This is a genomic window from Vibrio artabrorum, from assembly GCF_024347295.1.
GTDB lineage: Bacteria > Pseudomonadota > Gammaproteobacteria > Enterobacterales > Vibrionaceae > Vibrio > Vibrio artabrorum.
Map to the genome: position 1 here is coordinate 1279871 of NZ_AP025458.1, position 25142 is coordinate 1305012.

The window sequence follows — 25142 nt, forward strand, 5'->3', positions numbered from 1 at the left end:
GCGACCGAGATAAATGACCGCACCGACGACTATGACGTTCTTCGAACGTTTTGAAACTGACATCCTTTCTGGCAAGAAGACGATTACTATTCGCGATGAATCTGAGCGTGACTACCAGCCAGGCAGTGTTGTGGAAGTATCAACGCTAGAGCAAGGACGTGTGTTCTGTCATCTTAAGATCATCAGCGTTGAGCCAATTTTGTTTGATGACTTAGGTGAGTTCCATGCTCAGCAAGAGAACATGACGCTGCAAGTACTGAAAGACGTGATTCAAGATATCTATCCGGGTATCTCTCAACTGTACGTAGTTTCTTACGAGCTTGTTTAAGAAGCGTGATTGAGCATCCAGTGTACAAGTGAGTCTGGGTTGCGATTAGAGAGGGAGTTGTTGATGAATGAATTACAGGCTGGCTGTGTTCTACCGATAATGCTTCAGCTTTATTGTCGCGAGCAGACGGATCAGCCGTTAATCACTCGAAAGGATCTCGACAGTGCTCTTTATGAGAGTGAAGGCTTTTTAGCGTGGCGCGAAACAAAGCGTGACTTCACTGTCAGTGATATCGAGAACCGAGTGTGGGTGAAGAGTTGCCCCGGCGGTTACATTACTGAAGTACACTTCTATGCTGACGGTTCTTTGATTGAATATCGTTTGTTCGATCGATTTGAAACGACAGGGCAGTGGCAGTTAAAAGATGGCTTGTTACACGTCGAGATTTTAAAGGGTGAGAACCGCTACCAGTTTGCTGTTGTGGCTCGTGCTGACCTTAATATTCACTCTGCGGTGGAATATAAAAATGGTGAGCTGCATTCGTATTTGAAATTGGTGCAGGCTGAGCGTTAATCCTTTTTAGCCGACCTTGCTTGCCCATGAAAATAAGTGATGTTCCAATAACAACAAAGCCAACAGTGATGTTGGCTTTGTTGTTTTCAATTCGACCGAGTACTTCTAATCAACGCGCTATTAAGCTATTAAGCTATTAAGCCATTAAGCCATTAAGCCATTAAGCTTCTAAGTTCGCTAGTTGACTATAAAGCTCGCTGTCTTGATCTTGCTTTGCACAAACCGTTAGTAGGTCTTCAATAAAGTACTTTAATGCGCGAGCTTCGATACGACGAATACCTTGTTGCTGTTCTTCAGTTAGGTAGCCGTAGATAGTCGCAGCGCCAAAGTCACCAAAGATCATTTGACCTTGCTCGTTCACTAAAGTGTTGTGAGCGTATAGATCACCATGACAGACTTTGTTGGCATGCAAGTGTTCAAACACATCAATCATCTGTTCGGTAATGCTATTGATCTGAGTAATTGAAAGCTCAAAGCCTTCGTTGAAGGTATCGCGAGTGCAGCTTTCTAGAGTAGGGGGCAAACCTAGGTTGTAATAGTTGCTCGGGATAAGCTCCATCACCAATGCTAGGTAGTCTGACTCGTCGACTTGAGCGATAGACTTCACTAGGTTGCTATGATGACCAGCCTGCAAACACGCTTCGAGCTCATCGTGTGGGTAGCCGTCGCTTGTTACTTCACCTTTAAATACTTTTACAGCGACTTCCTGTGGGAAATCAAAATCACCGTTCAACCAGCTAGCATGTGAAATTACCCCAGACGCGCCTTGGCCCAGCACTTGATTGAGTGAGTAGCATTGTGAGCTTACGGCAGGCACGCAATCTAAGCTGCTTGGGTGTTTGCAAAACGGGTTACCCGCAAACGCTAACCAAGCCAGTTTTGGTAGCTTGATAAGGAACTCTGGGAATTCAGTCAGTTGGTTTGCAGACAGACGAACCAGCTCAAGGTTGGATAGGTTTTCCATGCTTTCTGGCAAAACGCGAATCTTGTTGCCTGCTAATGCCAGTTTCTGTAGTCGTGGTCTTTCACCTAGTGAGCTAGGCAGAATCTCAATCTCATTGTCGGTCAGAATTAACCAACGTAATTGAGTCGGCAGAGACTGCTCGCTAACGGTTTTGATTCGATTGGTTTTGAAGCCAACCATTTCAAGCTTAGGAAGTGACCCCAGAACATCAGGCAGGTGCGTAAACAGATTATTTGACGCGAAGATAATACGCAGGTTTGTCAACTGTGATAACTCTTCCGGTAAATCTGACAGTTGATTGCCTGAAAGGTCTAGAATTTCAAGAGAATCGGCAAGTTCCAAGATCTCCAAAGGAAACCCGGTGAGACCTTCTGACAGTTTTAAGCGCTTAATCCCTTTGAGTTGCCCTGATTTTAGTTGTTCTAGAGTATGCAAACCTTAGCCTTATCAATAGATGTTCGAGGCGCGTAGTTTACTTGTCTCAATCGAGAAAGGCGAGCTTCCGTCTTGATGTTCAAGGTTCGTTGGGGAACTTATGACTTCAGACTCCCGATGGCTCGCCAACACATATCAAAGCTATCGTTGATGCACTTCGATGTTTGCTCTGGCGAAGACTCACTTTGTTCAATCAGCCAGTTGGCACAAATCAAAAAGTGACTATGGATAAAGTGCCTCACAAGGTTAATGTCTAACACCATTAATTCACCATCTTCTTGCCCTAGCAAAATGATCTCGTCTAGCGATGCGAACATCTGTGAAACAATCACTTCTCGAGTTTGAGTCGTTGGGTCGAAATGAACATTGGTGAAGAACTTCATCGCAACCGGATTTGCTAATGCCCACTCAATCCCTGTGAACCACATGCACTTAAAGGCTTGGTAGCGATCTTCTACTGCCACATCAGTGTGCAGTTGAAGGGTCGAGAATAGCTCTAGCTTCAGCTCGCGAAACAGTTCATCAATCAATAGAGATTTGTTTTCGAAGTGGTGGAACAACGTCGCTTTTGCCACGCCGGCTGTTTTCGCTATTTGTCCGGTAGATGTGCCCTCTAGCCCTTGTTGAGAGAAAAGCAGGAGTGCAGCATCTAGGATTTTTTGTCTTTTGGTGATCATCTATTGAGTACTTTGAACATCAGTTTCTTGATTGGGTTGTGGTATGGAGGATGCATTAATTTGGTGAAGTTGATTTTTCCTCTACTTAGCACAGTTTTAGCATGACTAAAGGTCTTGAAGCCTTCAATGCCGTGATAATGTCCCATGCCTGAAGGGCCAATGCCACCGAACGGCGCGTCTTCTGCTGCCACATGTACCAAAGAGTCGTTAATACATACACCGCCAGAGTGGGTGTTTGATAAAAACGTGTCTTGGGTTTCTTTATTATGGCTCATTAAGTACAGAGCGAGTGGGCGTTCTCTTTCTGTGATGTAGTTTATCGCTTCTTCAATAGAATCATAAGGCACGATAGGCAGAACAGGACCAAACAGCTCTTCTTGCATCGCAACCATGTCATCGCTCACTTTGGTGAGAAGGTGTGGTGTCATTCTGTGGTTTAGATCGTCTTGCGCTTGTTCGGTGACGGTGTGAATCATCGCCCCTTTCGCTTGTGCGTCTTCGATGACACCCTTCAAGCGATTGTATTGGCGCATGTTGACCACAGAGGTTAAGTCTTTGCTCTCAATCCCCGCTTTATAAAGTTTCTTGAAATAACGCTTGTAGGCTGTGATGAACTCGTCCGTTTTTTCTCGCGGCAATAAGATGTAATCAGGCGCTACACAAATTTGGCCAGCGTTTAAGCTTTTTGCAAACAGGATGCGTTCAACGGCGTCAGCCACATCAAAATCGGGGGCAATAATGGTTGGCGATTTACCGCCCAATTCCAAGGTAACTGGCGTTAAGTTGTTAGCCGCAGCTCTCATGACGTGTTTACCTACCGCGCTTGAGCCTGTGAATAGGATATGGTCAAACGGCAGCTGGCTAAATTGAGCGGAAACGTCAGCTTCGCCTTCGATAATTGCAACCTGATCTTCACTAAAGCCTTCAGCCAACATCGCTTTTAAAACACGGTTGGTCGCCGGAGTAAATTCTGACATCTTGAGCATCGCAGTGTTGCCTGCAGCTAGCGCAGTAATAAGAGGACCTAAAGAGAGCATGATTGGGAAGTTCCAAGGAACAATGATACCGACAACGCCTAAAGGCTGATAATGCACCGTGATCTTAGCTGGTGTCAGCATCAAACCAGCTTTGCGGCGTGATGGCTTCAACCACTTCTTTAAGTTCTTACCACTGTAATTGATTTGATGAAGAGAAGGGGTGATATCAGCAATCAAGCTGTCGTATTTTGCTCGATGACCATAATCCTTAGATACCGCCTCAATCAATTGACCTTGATAGCGCATTAACAACGCTTTGAGTAGCGAGAGGTCTTTTCTTCTCTTCTCAAGTGTGGGGTTAGCATGATTTCGGTAGTAGTCTTTTTGTCGGTTGAACATTTGAGCCATGTCATTGGTGCTCGATGTGTTGGGTTCAAGGTTTAGATTATGGTCCATAGTATCCCCTAAATTCGAAAACTGACCGACTGGTTGGTCAGTTGAAGTTACAAGTAGACGCGAGGGATTGCAAGGTTAATAGTCAAAAAAGAAGCGCCACTTAATACGCGTTAGTCTTCTTTTTAGACTAAAATCTTCCAATAGCTTACTTGAGACTTTAACTCCGATTGTCGACAAGTAAGTGTAATCGTAACCATTAATATCAATGGTTGGACTCGTTCTTCATAATATCGGTTAATGCAGCTAACAAATCGTTTTTAAACGCTTTTTGTTGGGTTATACCTCGCTATTCCTAAGAGGTATCTTCTGTCGATGGCCCTATAGTGTGAGGTCTCTAGAATTGGAAAATTCGGTTAATTTGGAACGCATCCGTGCTGAGTATAATGTGAAGCACTGGAGCCAAGGTTTTTATGGGATTGATGATAATGGCGAGGTGTATGTTTCACCGAGTGAAACCGATCATCAAGTTCCGCTCAGTCAGATCGTAAAACAGTTAGAGCAGCGAAATATTGGTTTGCCTGCTCTTGTGCGTTTTCCTCAAATAGTGCATCAACGTGTGCACAATATCTGTAACGCATTTAACCAAGCTATCGACGAATATCAGTACGACAACCGTTACTTGCTTGTTTACCCGATTAAAGTGAACCAGCAAAAAGAAGTCGTTGATGAGATCTTAGCCAGCCAAGCTCAATTAGAGCAGAAGCAGCTTGGTCTAGAGGCGGGCAGTAAGCCAGAACTATTAGCGGTATTGGCGCTGGCTCAAAAAGCAAGCTCAGTGATCGTATGCAACGGTTATAAAGACAGAGAATACATCCGTCTTGCGCTGATTGGTGAAAAACTAGGACACAAGGTTTTTATCGTTCTAGAGAAGCTATCAGAGCTTGATCTTGTGATGTCTGAAGCGAAAGCACTTGGCGTGAAACCGCGTTTAGGTTTACGCATTCGTCTTGCTTCTCAAGGTGCAGGTAAATGGCAAGCCAGTGGTGGCGAGAAGTCGAAGTTCGGCTTGTCTGCATCACAAGTACTGACCGTTATTGAACGCTTGAAAGCAGAAAATCAACTCGATGTTCTGGAATTAGTGCATTTCCATCTTGGCTCACAAATGGCCAATATTCGTGATGTGCGAAATGGCGTGAGTGAAGCGGCTCGTTTCTACTGTGAACTGCGTGATATCGGTGCTCAGTTGAAATACCTGGATGTGGGTGGTGGTTTGGCGGTGGACTATGATGGCACACGCAGTCAGTCTTCAAACTCAATGAACTACGGCTTACTTGAGTACGCGCGGAACATCGTGATGACAGTCGGGGATATTTGTCAGCTCTACAATCAACCACAACCTGTGATTATTTCAGAATCGGGTCGTTCATTGACTGCGCACCATGCCGTGTTAGTGACTAACGTGATTGGTACTGAGAGCTATTCCCCAGAAAGCATGGCGGCGCCAGAAGCAGATGCACCTCTGTTGCTACACAACATGTGGAAAAACTTCTTAGAGTTAGATGCTGGCAATGATGACCGCGCGTTGATTGAGATCTACAACGACACGCAAAGTGATATCGCAGAAGCACACAACCAATTTGCGACAGGCATGTTGAATCTTCAGCACCGTGCTTGGGCGGAGCAGATGTCTTTGCGTATTAACTACGAACTTAGCTCACGAATGAGCACTAAGAACCGCTACCATCGTCCTATTTTGGATGAGTTGAGTGAGCGTTTAGCCGACAAGTTCTTCGTGAACTTCTCGTTGTTCCAGTCTTTACCAGATGCTTGGGGTATCGATCAGGTGTTCCCTGTATTGCCTCTAAGTGGTTTGGATAATGCAGACGAGCGACGCGCGGTAGTACTGGATATCACATGTGACTCTGACGGCACGATTGACCAGTATGTTGATGGTCAAGGTATTGAAACAACGTTGCCAGTTCCAGCATGGAACCCAGATGAACCTTACCTGATGGGTTTCTTCTTAGTAGGCGCATACCAAGAGATCTTGGGTGATATGCATAACCTATTTGGTGATACGCACAGTGTCGTGGTGAATGTTGATGAAAGCGGTGAAGCGAACATCGATTACATCAACGAAGGCGACACGGTTGAAGACATGATGCGTTATGTTCATATCGATATGGACTTGATTCGTCAGAACTACAAAGAATTAGTCACGGCGAAAGTACCAGCTCAAGAGCAGCAAAGTGTACTGGAAGAGTTAGAGCAAGGCTTGATGGGTTACACCTATCTTGAGGATTTTTAATGAACGATCTATTTACCAAACCCGATTATTCGCTGTACTCCAATGCGATGACGTTTATGCGTCGTCCATTGGTACAGAACCCAATCGACAATGATGCGGATGTGGTTGTGTTGGGCGCGCCGTTAGATATGGCGACATCGGGGCGACCGGGTGCTCGTATGGGACCTGATGCGATTCGTCGTGCATCAGTTAACTTGGCGTGGGAGGGTAAAAAATTCCCTTGGGACTTCAATGTATTTGAACACACCTCGGTCATTGATGCTGGCGATCTTGTGTTTGATTGTGGTGATGCCGAAGACTTAACGCAGCGTTTAGAAGCGGCGGCCGATGCGATCCTAAACAGCGGAAAAACATTGCTAGGTTTAGGTGGTGATCACTTCATTACACTGCCTTTGCTAAGAGCATACGGCAAGAAGTACGGTGAGATGGCTCTGATTCACTTCGACGCGCACACTGATACTTACAGTCAGGGCAGTCGTTATGATCACGGCACCATGTTCTACCATGCGCCAAATGAAGGTTTAATTTCACCTGAACATTCAGTGCAAATTGGTATTCGTACAGAGTACAAGCAGGAAGGTCATGGCTTTAATGTTATTAACGCGATGCAAGCGAACGACATGAGCGTTGACGAGATCATTGCTCAAGTGAAAGGCATTGTCGGTGATAAGCCCGTTTACCTAACGTTTGATATCGACTGTCTGGATCCTGCTTTTGCTCCGGGTACGGGCACACCAGTATGCGGTGGTTTGAATTCCGATAAAGTGCTGAAAATCATTCGCGGCCTGCAAGGCATCAACATGGTTGGCATGGACGTTGTAGAAGTTTCTCCAGCGTATGACCAAAGCGAGATTACGGCACTGGCTGGTGCGACGATTGCTCTTGAGTTGCTTTATGTTTGGACGGCAAATCGCTTCGCGAAATCCTAACTTTCATGGCTAAAGCATAACGTTGCATAATAATTTGCAAGCCCATCAGGTTTTACTTGGTGGGCTTTTTTGATTTTGACGTATGTGAACCCCTGATTTTGTAAAAATTGGCTTCTTAACACAGATTTGGCACTTCTTATGGTGAAGACTACGCTTAATAGTAAATAAATAATTAAAAAAAGGTTAAATAATTCTCTTTTTTCAAGCGGATTCACGAAACCAGGCATGGCGTTAACCAGAGTTTAAGAAAAGCTCGGGGCGTAAATAGAATCATTTTCGTAAATACAGAGATCTGCACAACGACAAAGAATGGTGCTTTGTGACTGCGGGGGGATATATGGATATTCAAGTTTTGAGCCAGGCGGCGGTAGTGGAAGCAGTGAATGGAGAAGTCATCGCCGTTAAGCCTGATGGTAGTGCTAGAAAGATTGCAGTAGGTGATATCATCCGTGGAAATGAGATCGTGATTACTGCCAATGGATCTGAACTGATACTCGGTGTACAAAACAATGCGATTCCAATTGCAGATAATTGTGTCAGTTGTGTCGATGAGAACGGTGCTTGGACCGCGGTTCCTGTTGCTGGGGAGGTCAATGTTGATTTAGAAAAAGTGGACGCAGGAACGTTTACTGACGATGACTTTACGGCTATCCAACAGGCTATTTTAGGTGGTGCCGATCCAACCCAAATCCTCGAAGCTACGGCTGCTGGTGGTGGATTAGGCTCTGCAAACGCCGGCTTTGTCACTATTGATTATAACTACACACAAACTCAGCCATCGACATTCTTTGAAACTTCAGGCTTAGCAGAACGAAGCGTTGCTCAAGACAGAGAAGAGTTCAGAACCATAACTCGCTCATCGGGCGGTCAATCAATCAGTGAAGTGCTCACTGAAGGCTCTATTTCTGGCAATACTTATCCCCAATCTATTACAACAACCGAAACGATTATTGCAGGTAGTCTAGCGCTAGCCCCTGACTCTTTTGCCCCAGAAGTACAGTCCCTCGCTTCGCTACTCAACGAGCTAAACAGTGATATCAGCTCAAGTGGTCAGCCCGTTACGTTTACTTACGATGCGGCGACCAATGCTATCGTGGGGGTTCAAGGTTCCGACGAAGTACTGCGTATCGATATTGACGTTGTCAGTGTTGGCAATAACGTTGAGCTTTCACTGGCCACGACGATTTCTCAACCCATTGATCACGTAACGTCAGTTGGCGGTGGTCAGGTTTCCTATATCGGCGATCAAATCAACATCACTTTTGATATTCAAGGTCAAGACACCGCCGGAAATCCACTAGTAACGCCAATCAATGCGCAAGTTGCCGTGGTTGATGGGGGCGATCCGTCTGCTGAAAGTGTGAATATCAGTAACGTAGAAACAAGCAATGTTCCAATAGAAGGGACATTCTCCAATATTGGCAGTGATAACCTTCAATCCGCCGTTTTTGATGCGAGTGCGTTGGACCAATTTGATGGAATACTCAGCGATAATCAAAATACGCTTGCAAGGCTATCTGATGATGGGACAACGCTCACTTTGTCCATTCAAGGCCGAGGTGAGGTTGTTCTTACTATCTCGCTAGATACCGATGGTACCTATAAATTTGAGCAGTTTAATCCGATAGAACAAGTGGGTACCGATTCACTGACGTTCGATTTACCGATCACGATTACCGATTTCGATCAAGATGTGGTTACCAATAACATCAACATTGTTATCTCTGATGGTGATAGCCCAGTCATTACCAATGTCGACAGTATTAGTGTCGATGAAGCCGGCATCATTGGAGGATCACAAGAGGGAACCGCGCCCGTAGCGGGGAGCGGAAGTATCACTGCCGATGTTTTCGAAAGCGACATCATCGATCATTATGAACTGGAGCCGACGGAATTTAATACGGGTGGCACCTTGGTTTCTCATGGTGAGGCGGTGCTACTCGAGTTGGTTGATGAAACCAATGGTGTTAGAACTTACGAAGGCTATGTCGAGGTCAATGGATCGAGAATTACTGTCTTTGACGTTAAAATTGATAGCCCTTCATTGGGTAACTACGAATTTAATTTGTATGAAGATCTTTCGCACCAAGGCGCTGAAGAAGCGTTATTAACTTTTGCACTGCCAATTTATGCGGTGGACGCGGACGGCGATAGGTCTGCGTTATCCAGTGGTTCAAGTACACCAGAAGCCGCCCAGATTCTTATCAACGTTAAAGATGATGTTGTTGAACTCGTTGATAAGGTTGAATCAGTCACTGAGCCGACCTTAGCTGGCGATACGGTTGTTTCGTATAATTTATTCAACTTCGAAGGCGCTGATGGTTCAACCATTCAATCATTTAACTATGGTGGTGTTGATTATCCGCTAGATCAGAGCTTACTGCCAGATGCTGCTCAAACATTCAGTTTTACTGAGGGTGTGGTAACCATCTCACTGAATGGCGACTTTAGCTTTGAAGTTGCGCGCGATATTGACCACACAAACAGTGAAACCATCGTCAAACAGTTCTCATTTTTAGCTGAAGATGGTGATGGAGACACGGACACTTCAACGCTTGAGCTAAGTATCACTGACGGCCAAGATCCAATCATTGATTTGATCCCACCTGTTACTCTCTCAGAAACCAACCTTGCTGATGGATCTTCGCCAAGCGGAAGTGCGGTCAGCACTACCGAGACGATTACCTTTACCGCTGGTAGTGATGATGTCGCTAAATTTCGTATTGAACCAACGGAATTCAATGTCGGTGGGACACTGGAATCGAATGGGTTTGTGGTCGAGATAAAAGAAGACTCTGCTAATCCGGGGACTTACATCGGTTTTATTACCAACGGTTCTGGCTCTGAAATCCCAGTGTTCACCATTAGTTTTTCTGCTACTACGTTAGGTGAATACACCTTTACTTTACTAGAAGCGTTAGACCATGTGGATGGCCTAGATAAAAACGATCTAAGCTTTGAACTTCCAGTTTATGCGGTAGACAGCGATGGCGATGACTCATTGGTGTCTCAGCTTAATGTGACCATCGGTGATGACGTTCAAATCATGCAAGACGGCACGTTAGATATCATCGAGCCAAATCTTGCTGACGGCACGGTAACAACCAACACCATTGATGTAATGCCTGATCAAAGTGCAGATGGCGCGACCATCACTCAGTTCACTTATGACGGTGTCGTCAACACACTCGATCAAAGCATTTCAGGCGAGCAGCAGTTTAACTTCGCAGAAGGTAGCTTGTTCATCACCCTTGAAGGCGACATGCGTTTCGAGCCCAACCGTGATCTCGACCATACCACGAGCGAAGATATCGTGAAGTCGATTGTGGTGACCTCAAGCGACTTCGATAAAGATTCGGTGACTTCAACGGTTACATTGACGATCACCGATGGCGATATCCCAACCATTGATGTTATTCCAACCGTTAGCTTATCTGAAACGAATCTGAGTGATGGCTCGAACCCGAGTGGTAGCGCGGTTAGTCAAACCGAGACCATTACCTTTACCAACCAAAGTGACGATGTTGCGAAGTTCCGTTTAGAACCGAGTGAATTTAACGTTGGCGATTCTCTTACGTCCGATGGTCTGGTTATCGAGCTTAGAGAAGAACCTGCGGGGTCGGGTAATTATATCGGTTTCACGACTGATATTTCGAATACTGAAACTACCGTTTTCACTCTTGATTTCAGCAGTACTAATTTGGGTGAATACACCTTTACGCTTCTCGAAGCGATTGACCACACGGCGATTCAAGGCAATAACGACCTCACATTCAACTTGCCAGTTTACGCCGTCGATAGCGACGGTGACGATTCTCTGATGTCTCCGTTGGCGGTGACGATCACCGATGACGTTCAAGTGATGGTCAATAGCTCACTCAATATTGAAGAGCCAACGGTTGCGGATTTAGCGGCAGGCACGCCGACCACGACAACGGTTAATGTTCTCGATGAACAAGGCGCTGATGGAACGACCATTACTCAGTTTACTTATGATGGTGGCGCGGTACTAACACTTGACCAAAGCGATACGGGTGAACAGAAGTTTGATGTTGCTGAGGGTTCGCTGTATATCACCCTGCAAGGCGACGTGCGTTTCGAGCCTAATCGCAATCTCGACCACACTGGTGGAGACATTGTTAAATCGATAGTGGTGACTTCAAGCGATTCTGATAACGATCTTGTTTCCTCAACGGTTACGCTGACCATTATCGATGGCGATATTCCAACCATTGATAATGTACCAAGTGTTACGCTATCTGAATCCAATCTGAGTGATGGCTCTGCTCCAAGCGGCAGTGCGGTCAGTCAAACTGAGACGATTACCTTCACCAACCAAAGTGATGACGTGACGAGTTTCCGTATTGAACCTACTGAGTTCAATATTGGTGGCCTTCTAAAATCGAATGGACTGACGGTTGAGCTGAAAGTCGACCCAAGTACGCCGGGTGGCTACATCGGCTTTGTGACGACGGCGGCTAATGTTGAAACGAACGTGTTCACGATGAGTTTTTCGGATACCAATATCGGTCAATACACCTTCACACTGTTGGAAGCGTTAGATCACGTTGATGGGCTAGCAAATAACAACCTAAGCTTTGACCTGCCGGTTTACGCTGTTGATAAAGATGGTGATGATTCTCTGGTGTCTCAACTCAATGTGACTATCGGTGATGATGTCCAAATCATGCAAAACGGCACATTAGATATCGTTGAACCGAATGTTGCTGATTTGGCTGGTGGCACTGTAACGACCAATACCATCGATGTGATGCCAACGCAAAGTGCGGACGGCGCGACCATCACTCAGTTCACCTACGATGGTCAACTTCGAACACTGGATCAAACTGACAATGGCGAGCAACAGTTTAGCTTCACGGAAGGTGAGTTATTCATCACTCTTCAAGGTGAAGTGCGTTTTGAGCCAAATCGTAATTTAGACCACACAGCGAGCGAAGACATCGTGAAGTCAATTGTGGTGACTTCAAGTGACTTCGATAACGATCCAGTGACAGCAACGGTTACGCTGACCATTACTGATGGTGATATCCCAACCATCGATGCAGTGCCAAGCGTTACTCTATCTGAAACTAACCTTAGCGATGGCTCTAGTCCGAGCGGTAGCGCAGTCAGTCAAACTGAGACGATTACTTTCACTAACCAAAGTGATGATGTGACAAGTTTCCGCATTGAACCCACTGAGTTTAATGTCGGTGGTGCACTGAAATCGAATGGTTTTGCGGTCGAGATAAAAGAAGACTCTGCTAATCCGGGCACTTACATCGGTTTTATTACCAACGGTTCGAGCGCTGAAGTCCCCGTGTTTACCATTAGCTTCTCTTCAACCACGTTAGGTGAATACACTTTCACTCTACTTGAAGCGCTAGATCATGCTGATGGCCTAGATAATAACGATTTGAGCTTTGATCTGCCTGTTTACGCGGTAGACAGCGATGGTGATGATTCACTGGTATCGCAGCTTAATGTAACGATTGGTGATGATGTTCAAATCATGCAAGGTGGTGCGCTCAATATTACCGAGCCGACCGTCGCTGATTTAGCGGCAGGTACACCGACCACGGCCACTTTTGATGTCATGCCAGACCAAAGTGCTGACGGCGCGACCGTCACTCAGTTCACTTATGATGGCGTCGTAAACACCCTCGATCAAAGCATTTCAAGCGAACAACAGTTTATCTTCGCGGAAGGTAAATTGTACATTACTCTCGAAGGTGAAGTTCGCTTTGAGCCTAATCGAGATCTTGACCATACGGCCGGCGACATTGTTAAGTCGATCGTGGTGACCTCAAGCGATTTCGACAAAGACTCAGTCACTTCAACCGTTACGTTAACAATCACCGATGGTGAGATTCCAACCATTGATGTTATTCCAACGGTTAGCTTATCTGAAACGAACCTGACGGATGGTTCAGCCCCAAGTGGCAGCGCAGTAAGTCAAACCGAGACCATCACCTTTACTAATCAAAGTGATGATGTGGTTCGCTTCCGCCTTGAACCAACAGAGTTCAATACCAACGATGCACTTACATCGAATGGTTTAGCGGTTGAACTGCGCGAAGATCCGCAAGGGTCGGGCAACTACATCGGATTTACCACCAGTTCGTCTAATGTAGAGACAACAGTATTTACGTTGAGTTTTTCTGGGACAACCTTAGGTGAATACACCTTTACCTTAATTGAAGCCTTGGCTCATCAAGATGCACGTGGCAACAACGACCTGAGTTTTGATCTGCCTGTGTATGCGGTGGATAGTGACGGCGACGATTCGTTAGTCTCTCAGCTTGGCGTGACGATTGGTGATGATGTGCAGTTGATGCAAGGCGGCACAATAACCAGTCGCGAGCCTGCGGGAGCAGTCGAAACATCGAATATTCTGGACGTGATGCCCAATCAGAGCGCAGATGGAGCAAAAATCACGTCATTTGTGTTTGATGGAAACAGTGCAGAAAGCCTTGATCTCAATGTGAATGGCGAGCAAGAGTTTGTGTTCACTGAAGGTTCTGTATTTATTACCACAGAAGGTGAGATACGATTCGAGCCTGTGCGAAATCAAGATCACACGAGTGGTGATATTACCAAGACGATTGTTGTTACATCTACTGACCTTGATGGCGATATCGTTTCATCTACCGTGACATTGAAGATTACCGATGGTGATCTTCCAACGATCGATTTAGTCCCGGGAATTACGCTCTCAGAAGTGGATCTCGCTGACGGTTCTTCGTCAACCGGTAATCCAGTGACGATGACTCAAGTTATTACCTACACCGAGGGTAGTGATGACGTAAGTCACTTCAGAATTGACCCAGTACAGTTCAACACATCTGGAGCTTTAAAGTCCAATGGCTTAGAGGTTGAGATAAAAGAGCAGCCAGCGAATTCTGGTAACTACATTGGCTTCGTCAAGGACGGTTCTAACGTAGAAAGCAACGTCTTCACGATCAGTTTCTCGACAACCAATCTAGGGCAATACACGTTCACACTGCTTGAAGCGTTAGACCATGCAGATGGATTACAAAACAATACTTTAAGCTTCGATGTCCCTGTTTTAGCGGTTGATAGCGATGGTGATGATTCTGTAATGTCGCCAATGACCGTGGTGATCACCGATGATGTACAAGGCGTACAAGATGGGGTGCTCAGTATCACTGAGCCTTCACTGGCTGATACAGCAGCAGGTACGCCAACCACGCCTATAATCGACGTTATGCCGACACAGAGTGCTGATGGCGCGAAAGTGACTCAGTTTATCTACGATGGCGGCACGGCTGTGACGTTAGACCCAACTGTATCTACGGAACAAGTTTTTACCGTAACCGATGGTTTACTGTACATCACGATTGAAGGTGAAGTGCGCTTTGAACCAAGCCGAAATCTAGACCATTCATCTGGCGATATCGTGAGAACGATAGTCGTGACGACCAGTGACTTTGATAACGATACCGATACCGCGGATGTCACTTTGACGATCAAAGACGGAATCAATCCCGTGATCGATCTAGTGCCAGATATTAACCTATCGGAAGTGGGTCTTGCTGATGGCTCTATGCCGAGTGGTTCGGCGGTGAGCTCGACACAAACAATCACTTATACCGTGGGTAGTGATGATTTAAGCCACTTTAGAATTGCAAGCAACGAGTTCAATCCTGGCGATCTACTCAAATCAAATGGTCTTGTTGTCCAGCTAAAAGAAGATCCGTCTTCTCCAGGTGACTATATTGGCTATACCGATGATGGGGCAGGTAACGTAACCGATGTTTTCACCATTAGCTTTGATAGTGTAAATAAAGGGCAGTTCACCTATACCTTGATTGAGGCGCTCGATCACCTTGACGGGGTTCTTTATAACGACCTGGCTTTCAGCCTACCTGTTTACGCCGTGGATACCGATGGGGACGATTCGGTTAAACGCGATGTCATGGTGACGATACAAGATGACATTCAACAGATGCAAGATGGCACCTTAACCATTACTGAACCTAATTCTGGCTCGCCAACGACGGCTACCGTTGATGTCATGCCGTTACCAAGTGCTGACGGTGCGACCATTACTCAGTTTACTTTTGGAGGTGGCCCTGCGATCACCTTGGATCAAACTAACAATGGCGAGCAAGAGTTTACCTTCACGGAAGGCTCACTGTTTGTCACGCTAAGCGGTGATGTAAGATTCGAACCAAACCGAAATCTAGACCATTCAGCAGGCGACATTGTTAAATCGATTGTGTTTACGTCTTCTGACTTTGATAAAGACACCTTTTCATCAACAGTCACGCTTACGATTGTTGATGGCGATGGGCCAACAATCAACGTTGTGCCAAGTGTCAGCTTGTCGGAAAGCTTACTTGCGGATGGTTCGACACCGAGCGGAACGCCGGTCAGTGTGACGCAAACTATCACCTCGCTAGCGAGCAGTGATGACATCGGAAAAATAGTCGTCGAAGTTGGGCTGTTCAATACCAACGGCGTGTTGAAGTCTGATGGCCTCGAATTGAGTTTACGTGAGGAGCCTGTGGGTTCTGGCGACTACATTGCGTTTACTACGGATGGTTCGGGTGGTGAGAAAATCATATTCACCCTAGATTTTGATGATACTAATCCTAGCCAGTACACGTTTACGCTGCTTGAGCGTTTGGACCACGTTGATGGTTTAGGAAGCAACGATCTGAGCTTTGATCTCTCTGTTTACGCAGAAGATACCGATGGTGATATTTCAGCGTCTAAGCCGCTTACTGTCACCATTACCGATGATGTCCAGTTAATGCAGTCTGGTGTGCTTAACATCACTGAACCAAGCACCGGGACACCGACCTCGACCACATTTGATGTGATGCCAGCACAAAGTGCAGATGGTGCCACAATCACTAAGTTTACCTATGGCAGCCAGCCAGAATCGTCTCTGGTACAAAGCAATACTGGAGAACAAGAGTTTGTATTTGCAGAAGGTTCTTTGTTTATCACGCTTGAAGGTGATGTGCGTTTTGAACCTAACCGCAATTTAGACCACTCTGGTGGCGATATCGTCAAGACCATTACGGTGACATCTGAAGATAAAGATGGCGATATCGTAATGTCTACCGTGACATTAACGATTGCCGATGGCGCGCCACCAACTATTGATACCGTACCGACTGTCGCGTTGGAAGAAGCCAATCTGATGGATGGTTCTTCACCGGCATTACCTGTTAGCCAAACTGAAACCATTACTTTCACCGCTGGAAGTGACGATGTGAGCCACTTCCGTATTGATACCACTCAATTCAACACGTCTGGCGACCTTAAGGCAGATGGTTTGGTGGTTCAGCTAAAAGAAGATCCTGCCAACAGTGGAAACTATCTTGGTTTCGTAGAAAGTGGGGGTGTCCAAACGGACATTTTCACCATTACCTTTAGTAGTGTGGCGCTAGGCGAATACACGTTCACTTTATTGGAAGAGCTCGATCATTTGCCAGTACAAGGCAATAACAATCAAATCTTCACCTTGCCAGTGATCGCAGTCGATAAAGACAACACTGACTCAGCGGTGAAACCGCTCACCGTGACCATTACTGATGATGTGCCAACCATCACTGATACGAGTGTTGCAAGTACGTTTGTCGTTGATGAAGACGATTTAGGCTCTGTTGTTGCTCAAGCGACTGGCTCGTTTGTGACTACAGAAGGTGCAGACCAAGTTGAGGTTTACGAACTACGCAATATCTCAACTCTGGAAGCGACGCTATCGTCTGGCAACGACGGTATTAAGATCACTGAGATCACCGGTGCAGCAAACGCGACCACCTATCAAGGGGCAACGGACCCTGGTGGAACGCCAATTTTCACGTTAGTGCTGACGGATGACGGTGCTTACACGTTTACCTTGCTTGGCCCTCTCAATCATGCCACTACACCGAGCAATCTTGATACATTAACCATACCGTTTGATGTTGTAGCGGTTGATGGTGATGGTGACGACTCTAACCAATATGTATTGCCAATCGAAGTACTTGATGATGCACCAGTAATGAGTGCGCCAACCGGTGAAACAGTGGTCGATGAAGACGATCTTGCTGGCATCGGTTCCGATCAATCGGAAGATACCAAGATTAATGGGCTGTTCAGCGTCGATGAAGGTGCTGATAGCGTGGTGAAGTATGAACTGGTTGATGAAGATTTGGTTCTGACGGGTTTAACCTCCGATGGAGAAAGCTTAGAGTGGCTAGCTGTTTCACAAAGCGGTACCGCATTTACTTACGTAGCTCAAACTGCAACCAGTAATGAAGCGGTGTTTGAGATTATTTTCGATACCTCGGATAACAGCTATCAATTTGAATTGTTTAAAGCACTTAAACACCCTGACGGTGCAGGTGAAAACGCGATTGACCTTAACTTTTCTGTTGTGGCAGAAGATTTCGACCAAGACCAATCGAATGCTATCGATCTGAAAATCTCGGTGATGGATGATGTTCCTCTGGTCACAACACAATCGATTACTCGTATTGAAGGCCAGAACTACAACGGCTCTAAAGTTAACATGTTTGCTAACGCGACCGATGTCGGCGCTGATGGAGCAGTGCTGAGCCGAATTGAAGGCATGACTAGCAATGGCAGTGACATTGTTTTTCGTGCTGGAAATAGCGGTCCTTACAGTGATGGTTTCGATTTAAACAGTGGCACACAACAAGTTCGTGTTTATGAACAAACTAATGACGTTAGTGGTATCGTAACCAGAGAGCTGGGTCTATTACGTATTAACTCAAATGGTGAAATTGAATTCAGAGCCAACGGGTATCTAGACCACGATGGCGAAACCATCGACTTCTCTATCAATGTGATCGCTACCGATGGCGATTCTGATATTTCATCGACGCCGTTAGATATTACGATTACGGATAGAGATTCAACTGCAATCTCATTGAAAGTAACCACGTTTGAGGATGCGGGCAGAGATTCAACGATACCTTATGCAACAGGCGATTCGCCGACGCTTGAAAATATTCAAGACAACCAGAGTGGTTTGCCTAATGCGCCAGCGCAAGTTGCACTGCAAGTTAACTTGTATGACCAAGATAATAACGAGTCTATTGGCCAACTGACGATTCAAAACAGCAATCACAGAGGGACGTTTTATTACTTTGATGGTGCTGAGTATCATAAGCTAACGACTCAACCCAACGGTGACATCTTATTTGGTCCTCCAGAGATGCAACAAAGCTTTGCTCCAAATCCGAATGAGGCAAGGCAGACCATCGCGACCATCGATAATTTGTTCTTTGTACCAGACCAAAACTTTGGTTCAAATAACAATGGCGTGCGCATTAACTATCAACTCGACATTGATAACAATGGTACGCTTGACCACAGCGTAAACTCAAACTTCAGAATTGAGATTGAAGCGGTAGCGGATATTGCAACATGGGATGACGCCAATAGCACTTATCAGTATCAAGTGAATGAAGATCAAGACAACGTGACGTTGCAGTTGAATGCGGATTCGCAAGATAACAGCCGCACCGAGACGATGACTTATGAACTGGAAGCCGTTCAAGGGGATGGGAAGTTTGAACTGCTTGATCAAAATGGCACAGTACTAACGCCGGTGAATGGTGTTTACATTATTGCAGCTGGTGATATCAATAGCACAGTCGTCAATCCGATCGATAACTTCTCAGGACAAATTGAGTTCAAAGCGACAGCCATTACCGAAGAGACACTGAACCCATATGATGATTCAGCCAACGGTGGCTTAGATAAAACGACGGCGCGTTCTGTTGAACAAAATATCATTATTGACGTGACTGCTGATGCCGATCCTGGAAAATTCAGTGTGAATCGTATCAAGATCAACGAAGACAATATCGATGATCCAAATTACATTGGAGCTTTGGACAACAAAGATGCGTTCACGCTAGATGAAGTCATCACCATGACAGGGTCTGTGGATACCGATGGTTCTGAAGAGTTGTTCGTTCGAATCAGCAATATTACTGAAGGCGCGGTACTCTACTTATTAGGCACCACGACGGTTGTTCCAACAGTCACGATTAATGGCATCAATTATCAGGAAGTCGCGTACGCCGACTTAGCCAATGTTGAGATCGTTCCAGCCAAAAACAGTAATGTCGATTTTACTTTCGAAGTAACAGGTGTGGTCAAAGATACCGCGAACCTTTCTACAGGGGCGCAAGTCGATGAAGAAATCCTCGGTACCAAAACCGTTAACGTTGAAGTGAAGGGTGTTGCGGACATTCCTTATGGTGGTACGAATGGCACAGCATGGAGTGCCATTACAGATGGCACTGCGTCTGGCGTTCAAACCACTATTCAAGAGAGTCAAAACGGTGATAGCTTCGCCGAACTTGACTTCACGGTGTTGTCGGGTGAAAGAAAGCCGGATTCGGGAACAACACCATTACCGGACGATGGCTCAGAGTCCATAACCGTCATCCTTTCGGGGATTCCTGATGGTGTGATTCTCGAAGATGGCGACGGTACAGTGATTGATCTGAACTTTGTCGGTTATGAAACTGGAGCGGACGGTAGCCCGGATCTGTCAAAACCTATCTATGAAGCCAACATTACTGATGCGGGTAAAACCTCAGGAATTCGCATCAGACCGGTCGATTCTTCAACAGAGAATATTCATATTCAAGGTAAAGTGATCGTGACCGAAAATGATGGTCATACGCTTACGTTTGACCAAGAAGTGCGAGTGCTAGTCGAACCTAGAATTGATACCTCGGTGACGTACAGCACCGTCACTAATGGCGATGAAGATACGGCGATCAGTATTGATTGGCACCCAGAGGGTACTGACTATATTGATGATGATGAGCATTTCACTTCTATTGCCATCAGTGCCATTCCGACAGATGTTGAAAGTGTTGTGGTTAATGGCGATGTAACTTGGGTTTACGATGCCTCCGCTGGCACTTTAACCATCATGCCTAAGAGTGGCCAGACGGCTGAAGAGTTTACTCAAATTGCGCTGAACAATAATTTTATTCAGATAACACCCGCACAAGATTCAAGCACCGACTTTATCCTTAGTACGGTGGTCATGATCGAAGAGCGCGATCATGAGTATGTTAATGCAACGGATCCAGGTCAGGGTATTGCTACTGCTACTATCAATGGTTCTATTGAAGTACGTGTGAGACCCGTCGTTGAACCTGGAGATGCCGACAACAAGATTGTCGTTTCAAACGAAGATGGCTCTGGCGATCTCACTACGATTACGGCTGATGCCAATGGCGTTATTAAATTTACGACCAATAGTGATAACACTTCAATTACCGATGAATACGTCGTTCGATACCAGGAAACCGATTTAAGCACAGTCGAAGAGCAAGTCGATGAAGTTATCGTTCAATTGACTAACACAGACGGCAGTGCGTTATCGGATGATATTTTGGGGCAGTTGTTAGTAACAGGCGCTTCGTATGAAGGTGGTGGGCGTTGGGTTGTGACCAATGAAGACGCTTTCAGTGTCAGTGCTCCGAATGGATTAGATTTTACTCCTGGCAATGATGCTGACGACGTTGTCGGCAACTTCAATGATATTAAGATGACACTCTACACATTAGTCTCGGATCCCGGTGATGCTAACAATGAGTCCTCTGTTCAAGTACAACGCAATGGTGAAGTCACGCTTTCTTACCCCGAAGTGTTGACGGCTCCAGATAAAGTGGCGGCAGATATTGCGGTAGTACCCGATAGTGTCATTGACGCTGTTGAAGATGTTCAGCTTGATCTTGGCGCAGCCCTAAACGGCATTGTAAGCTTTACTGGGCGAGATGACTCTCCTGACCAAGTGACGGTGATCATTGATGGCACGCTAGTGATTAATGCCAGTACATCATTCCCAATTAGCCTGTCGGGAAGAAGTGATGTTGACTTTGTGAACGGGAAATATGTTTACGAGACAACCGTCGAGCAAGGTGTCGCTGTCGATTCATCTGGCTTGTTACTGAATCTACCCGCCGACTACTCTGGTGACTTTAGGTTACCAATCACCATCGTGACCAAAGATACACAGTCTGGTGATGAAAAAACTCTAGTGACTGAAGTTATCATCAAAGTCGCACCAGATGCTGAGACGGATCCAACGATTGAGGTCAATGTCGTGGGTTCTCTTGATGATGCCTTTAATCCTGTTGATACCGACGGTCAAGCTGGGCAAGATCCAGTCGGTTACGAAGACACCTATATTCAGCTTGACTTCAATTCGACCATTTCGGATCAGGTTTCCGGCGTCGAAGGTGGCCAAGAAGCATTTACGTCCATTACTTTAACGTTGGACGACCCTTCTATAGGTGCATTCTATGACAGCACGGGTACTTCATTAGGCATATCGGTGACGTTCAGTGAAGCGGAGATCAATGCGGGTGCGTTAGATAACGTCTTATTTCGACCTGCGCCAAACTACCCAACAGGCAATGACGTTAATCAGGTGCAAGTGAATGTTAGCGGGACAGTTACCGATACTGCGACCTACAATGACACCGCTTCCCCGATAGGCAACGTGGTCGATTCTGATACTTTCTCTACCAGTGTCAACTTTGAAGTCGTACCTGTGGTGGATGATGTGTCTGTCACTGGTCCGGGTAGCGATCCTGATGTTATCGAGATTACGGGGATGGAAGACCAGCTCATTTCATTGTCAGGTACAGGCCCTGTATCGATTGCCCTGACTGACCTTGATGGTTCAGAGCAGTTCGTTTCGATTAAATTTACGGGTGTGCCAGATGGCTTCTTAATGAGTGCAGATACTACCTCGGCTTACACTGTGAAAAACAATGGTGGCGGTGAGTGGAGTGTTCAACTGCCTCAAGCTGCTAGGCTGACGTTCGATCTGAGTGAGCTATCTGTCTTACCACCTAAAAACTTCAGTGGTACGGCTGAGTTTGGTGTTCAAGTGTTTACGCAAGAGTCTTTGCTAGGCGTACCAACTGCCGCGGCAAACTTACCAAGTTTCAAACTGCATGTGGTGCCAGTGGGTGATGATGTTGATACTAACCCGACCAATTCTGTTACAGGTAGTGAAGGTCAAAACATTGATATCGAAATCAATGCAACGATTTTGGATAAAGAGCTTTCGGCAACCGGAAACGGAACGTATAGCGAAAATGCTGCTGAAACACTTCGAGTAGAAGTTGTGGGCGTTCCTCAAGATGCCGCTATCTATTACCCAGACGGAACGACCTTGGGAAGCTATGATTCAACGACACAGATCTGGACGTTGGATGTACTAGCACAGTCGCTCGATAAGATCGTATTCAATTCAGGTGAACACAACAGCGATACTGGTAATGTTTTGGGCATTAATGGCCCATTACAAATTACGGTTCGTTCTGTGGATACCGACGCAGACAACACAGAATACTTAGGTACACCGACCAGCTTCACTGTTGATTTAGTGGTTGATCCTATCAACGATCAACCAACGTTTGTGAACGTCACCAATATTGAAACATCAGAAGACATCAGCGTTGCCATCGACAACTTTAGTCTCTACGACGTCGACGCAAATTTTGATAACCCAGACGCTCCGTATGAGCTGACGCTTCAAGTCGACCAAACATTGCCGGGAGCACAAGGTGTATTTGAGTTTACAAGCTCACCTGATGTGACGTTTGTATTGCAGCCGGATGGCTCTCTGGTGATTACAGGTAAAGAAGTGGATATCAATACTGCACTGAGCAGTGGGGCGGTGACGTTCAAGCCTGACCCAGACCAGAATTACCTCAACCAGAATGGTTTAGTCACGATAAAGGCAACATTGGATGATGGTGGTAATAACGGTCTGATTGATGCTGGAGATCCGAATACCGCTCAAACCAATCAAACGACCTTCACCATTAAAGTGACGGAAGTGAATGATGCTCCTGTAGCGACAGACGTTGATTTAGGTTTGATTGCTGAGGAAGGCCAACTTGTTATCATTGAAAGTGACTTAATTGCCGCAAGCTCTGATGTCGAGAACCATAATCTCACCGTCACCAGTGTTACCCTTACGCAAGGACAAGGGCAACTACAGCGCTTTGATAACGTGGGAGGTGCTGATGATCCTGCGATTACCGGTCCATACTGGGTATTTACCGCAGCTGATGAATATAACGGTGACGTTAAGTTCACCTATACCATAGAGGATGACGGTACCACCAATGGCGCCAATGACTTCTTAAGCGATACGGCGGAGATCACCGTGACAGTGGAAGGAGTGAACGATACGCCGGTTGTTAATGGTAGCGGTATCACAACGGTGATTGACGAAGACGCCGGTCAGTTAATCAGTGGCATTAATGTGAGTGATCCAGATTATGTGAATACATTCTCGAATGACCTGATGACGGTCACGCTGACTGTCGACTACGGTACATTGAATGTATCGCTTCCGACAGGAACCACAGTGGTGGTCAACGGCAATAATACCGGATCGGTCGTATTAGTTGGTACTTTGAGCGATCTCAATGCACTAATTGATACACCAATTAGCCCCAATGGCGTTTACCTTGATGCAAGTCTCTCTCCAACCAATAGTATAGGCTTAGAAGTCATCGCCAAAGATAGCGGAAACCCTTCGGGTATCGCAATAGAGACAGCACCTGTCGTTTACAACATTGCGGTGACGCCCGTCGCCAATGCGCCAACGCTGTCTATTGATACGGCAGCGAATTATGTGAGAAACATTACTGCGAGCCAGTCTGTCAGTGCGAGTGGTATTCCTTTGGTAGGCATTATCGCGGCCTTAACGGACATCACCGAAGAGCTAACGCTGCACATTAGTGATGTCCCAGCGGGTGCTCAAATCACCAGTGACGTTGGCTCTGTGACTGACCTCGGAGGGGGTGTTTGGGTTGCGACTGCGGATGCAATTGATAGCCTAAAGGCGGTTGGTCTCGCTCAAAATCCGGGTAATTACACGTTTAAAGTTGAGGCGGTTTCTGAAGAGACCGACAACAATGATACCGCAACATCGGCTTCAATAGACCTCAATCTGAATATTGTATCTGACGCGGTCGATATTAACTTGGCTTCGGAAAGCGATGATGTACAACTGCTTGCGGGCACAAACGCGACTGACCTAATCGCGGGCTCTGGCAATGACCGACTGGAAGGGGGAGCCGGTGACGATACACTGGTTGGCGGTGCTGGTAACGATATACTGATTGGCGGTGGAGGCTCAGATATTTTGACAGGTGGCGACGGTATGGATTCGTTTGTCTGGTTGAACATTGAAGATGGCGTAGAAGATACCATTACCGACTTTAACCTTTCCGAGGATGATCAAATTGACTTGAGAGAAGTACTTCCTGAATTGAAAGATGCCACGGTGAATATGGCGACGCTGCTGCAACATGTCGGTGCGAAAGTGGAGGGTAATGATGTAGAGCTAACTATTAACCCTGATGGTTTAGGTTCTACTGAACAAGTGATTGTGGTCGAAGATCTTGCGCCTCAACTAACGTTAACGAGTACTATGCCTTCAGATATTCTTGATGCGCTAGTGCAACAAAATGTGATCACTCATGGTTAACGATGGATGGCGTACTGTGAGTCGTTAGAAATGAACAGTTAAACCTGAACGAAAGAGGCCAGCAGCGATGCTGGCCTCT

8 protein-coding genes are annotated in these 25142 nt (G+C 46.0%); 5 read left to right on the forward strand and 3 right to left on the reverse strand.

What is annotated here, in order from left to right:
* Window positions 1-13 precede the first annotated feature (13 nt).
* Both yqfB and OCU36_RS05920 read left to right on the forward strand, forming a co-directional pair.
* On the forward strand, window positions 14-328 hold the full coding sequence (gene yqfB, locus OCU36_RS05915) for a N(4)-acetylcytidine aminohydrolase (RefSeq protein WP_261839468.1): 315 nt from the start codon (window positions 14-16) through the stop codon (window positions 326-328).
* A 63-nt stretch (window positions 329-391) separates the two neighbouring features.
* The gene (locus OCU36_RS05920; protein WP_261839469.1) at window positions 392-841 is read left to right on the forward strand and encodes a hypothetical protein; all 450 of its coding nucleotides are present in this window, start codon (window positions 392-394) and stop codon (window positions 839-841) included.
* Between the two features lie 160 nt (window positions 842-1001).
* Here OCU36_RS05920 and OCU36_RS05925 read toward each other — a convergent pair whose 3' ends face one another.
* The 3 genes from OCU36_RS05925 to OCU36_RS05935 form a co-directional block, all read right to left on the reverse strand.
* Entirely contained in the window at window positions 1002-2240 is a 1239-nt protein-coding gene (locus OCU36_RS05925; protein WP_261839470.1) for a leucine-rich repeat-containing protein kinase family protein, read from the reverse strand.
* Window positions 2241-2338: 98 nt separating this feature from the next.
* Window positions 2339-2917 carry a TetR/AcrR family transcriptional regulator gene (locus OCU36_RS05930; RefSeq protein WP_261839471.1) on the reverse strand — a complete coding sequence of 193 codons (579 nt, stop codon included), beginning with the start codon at window positions 2915-2917 and terminating at the stop codon, window positions 2339-2341.
* Window positions 2914-4350: a coniferyl aldehyde dehydrogenase gene (locus OCU36_RS05935; RefSeq protein WP_261839472.1), complete on the reverse strand. Its 1437-nt coding sequence runs from the start codon at window positions 4348-4350 to the stop codon at window positions 2914-2916. The genes OCU36_RS05930 and OCU36_RS05935 overlap by 4 nt, the downstream gene beginning before the upstream one ends.
* Before the next feature lie 358 nt (window positions 4351-4708).
* Between OCU36_RS05935 and speA the strand changes: the two genes are divergently transcribed.
* The 3 genes from speA (at window position 4709) to OCU36_RS05950 (ending at window position 25063) form a co-directional block, all read left to right on the forward strand.
* A complete protein-coding gene (gene speA / locus OCU36_RS05940) occupies window positions 4709-6598 on the forward strand; it encodes an arginine decarboxylase (protein WP_261839693.1) in 1890 nt (629 codons plus the stop codon).
* Window positions 6598-7527 carry an agmatinase gene (gene speB / locus OCU36_RS05945; protein WP_261839473.1) on the forward strand — a complete coding sequence of 310 codons (930 nt, stop codon included), beginning with the start codon at window positions 6598-6600 and terminating at the stop codon, window positions 7525-7527. The genes speA and speB overlap by 1 nt, the downstream gene beginning before the upstream one ends.
* Window positions 7528-7864: 337 nt before the next feature.
* Complete coding sequence (locus OCU36_RS05950; protein WP_261839474.1) at window positions 7865-25063, forward strand: retention module-containing protein; 17199 nt, start codon at window positions 7865-7867, stop codon at window positions 25061-25063.
* Window positions 25064-25142 lie beyond the last annotated feature (79 nt).

Excerpts from the sequence above, each read along its gene's own strand:
- OCU36_RS05920 (WP_261839469.1), top strand. The coding sequence starts at position 392 with ATGAATGAATTACAGGCTGGCTGTGTTCTACCGATAATGCTTCAGCTT.
- speB (WP_261839473.1), top strand. The coding sequence starts at position 6,598 with ATGAACGATCTATTTACCAAACCCGATTATTCGCTGTACTCCAATGCG.
- OCU36_RS05930 (WP_261839471.1), bottom strand. The coding sequence starts at position 2,917 with ATGATCACCAAAAGACAAAAAATCCTAGATGCTGCACTCCTGCTTTTC.
- OCU36_RS05950 (WP_261839474.1), top strand. The coding sequence starts at position 7,865 with ATGGATATTCAAGTTTTGAGCCAGGCGGCGGTAGTGGAAGCAGTGAAT.
- OCU36_RS05935 (WP_261839472.1), bottom strand. The coding sequence starts at position 4,350 with ATGGACCATAATCTAAACCTTGAACCCAACACATCGAGCACCAATGAC.
- yqfB (WP_261839468.1), top strand. The coding sequence starts at position 14 with ATGACCGCACCGACGACTATGACGTTCTTCGAACGTTTTGAAACTGAC.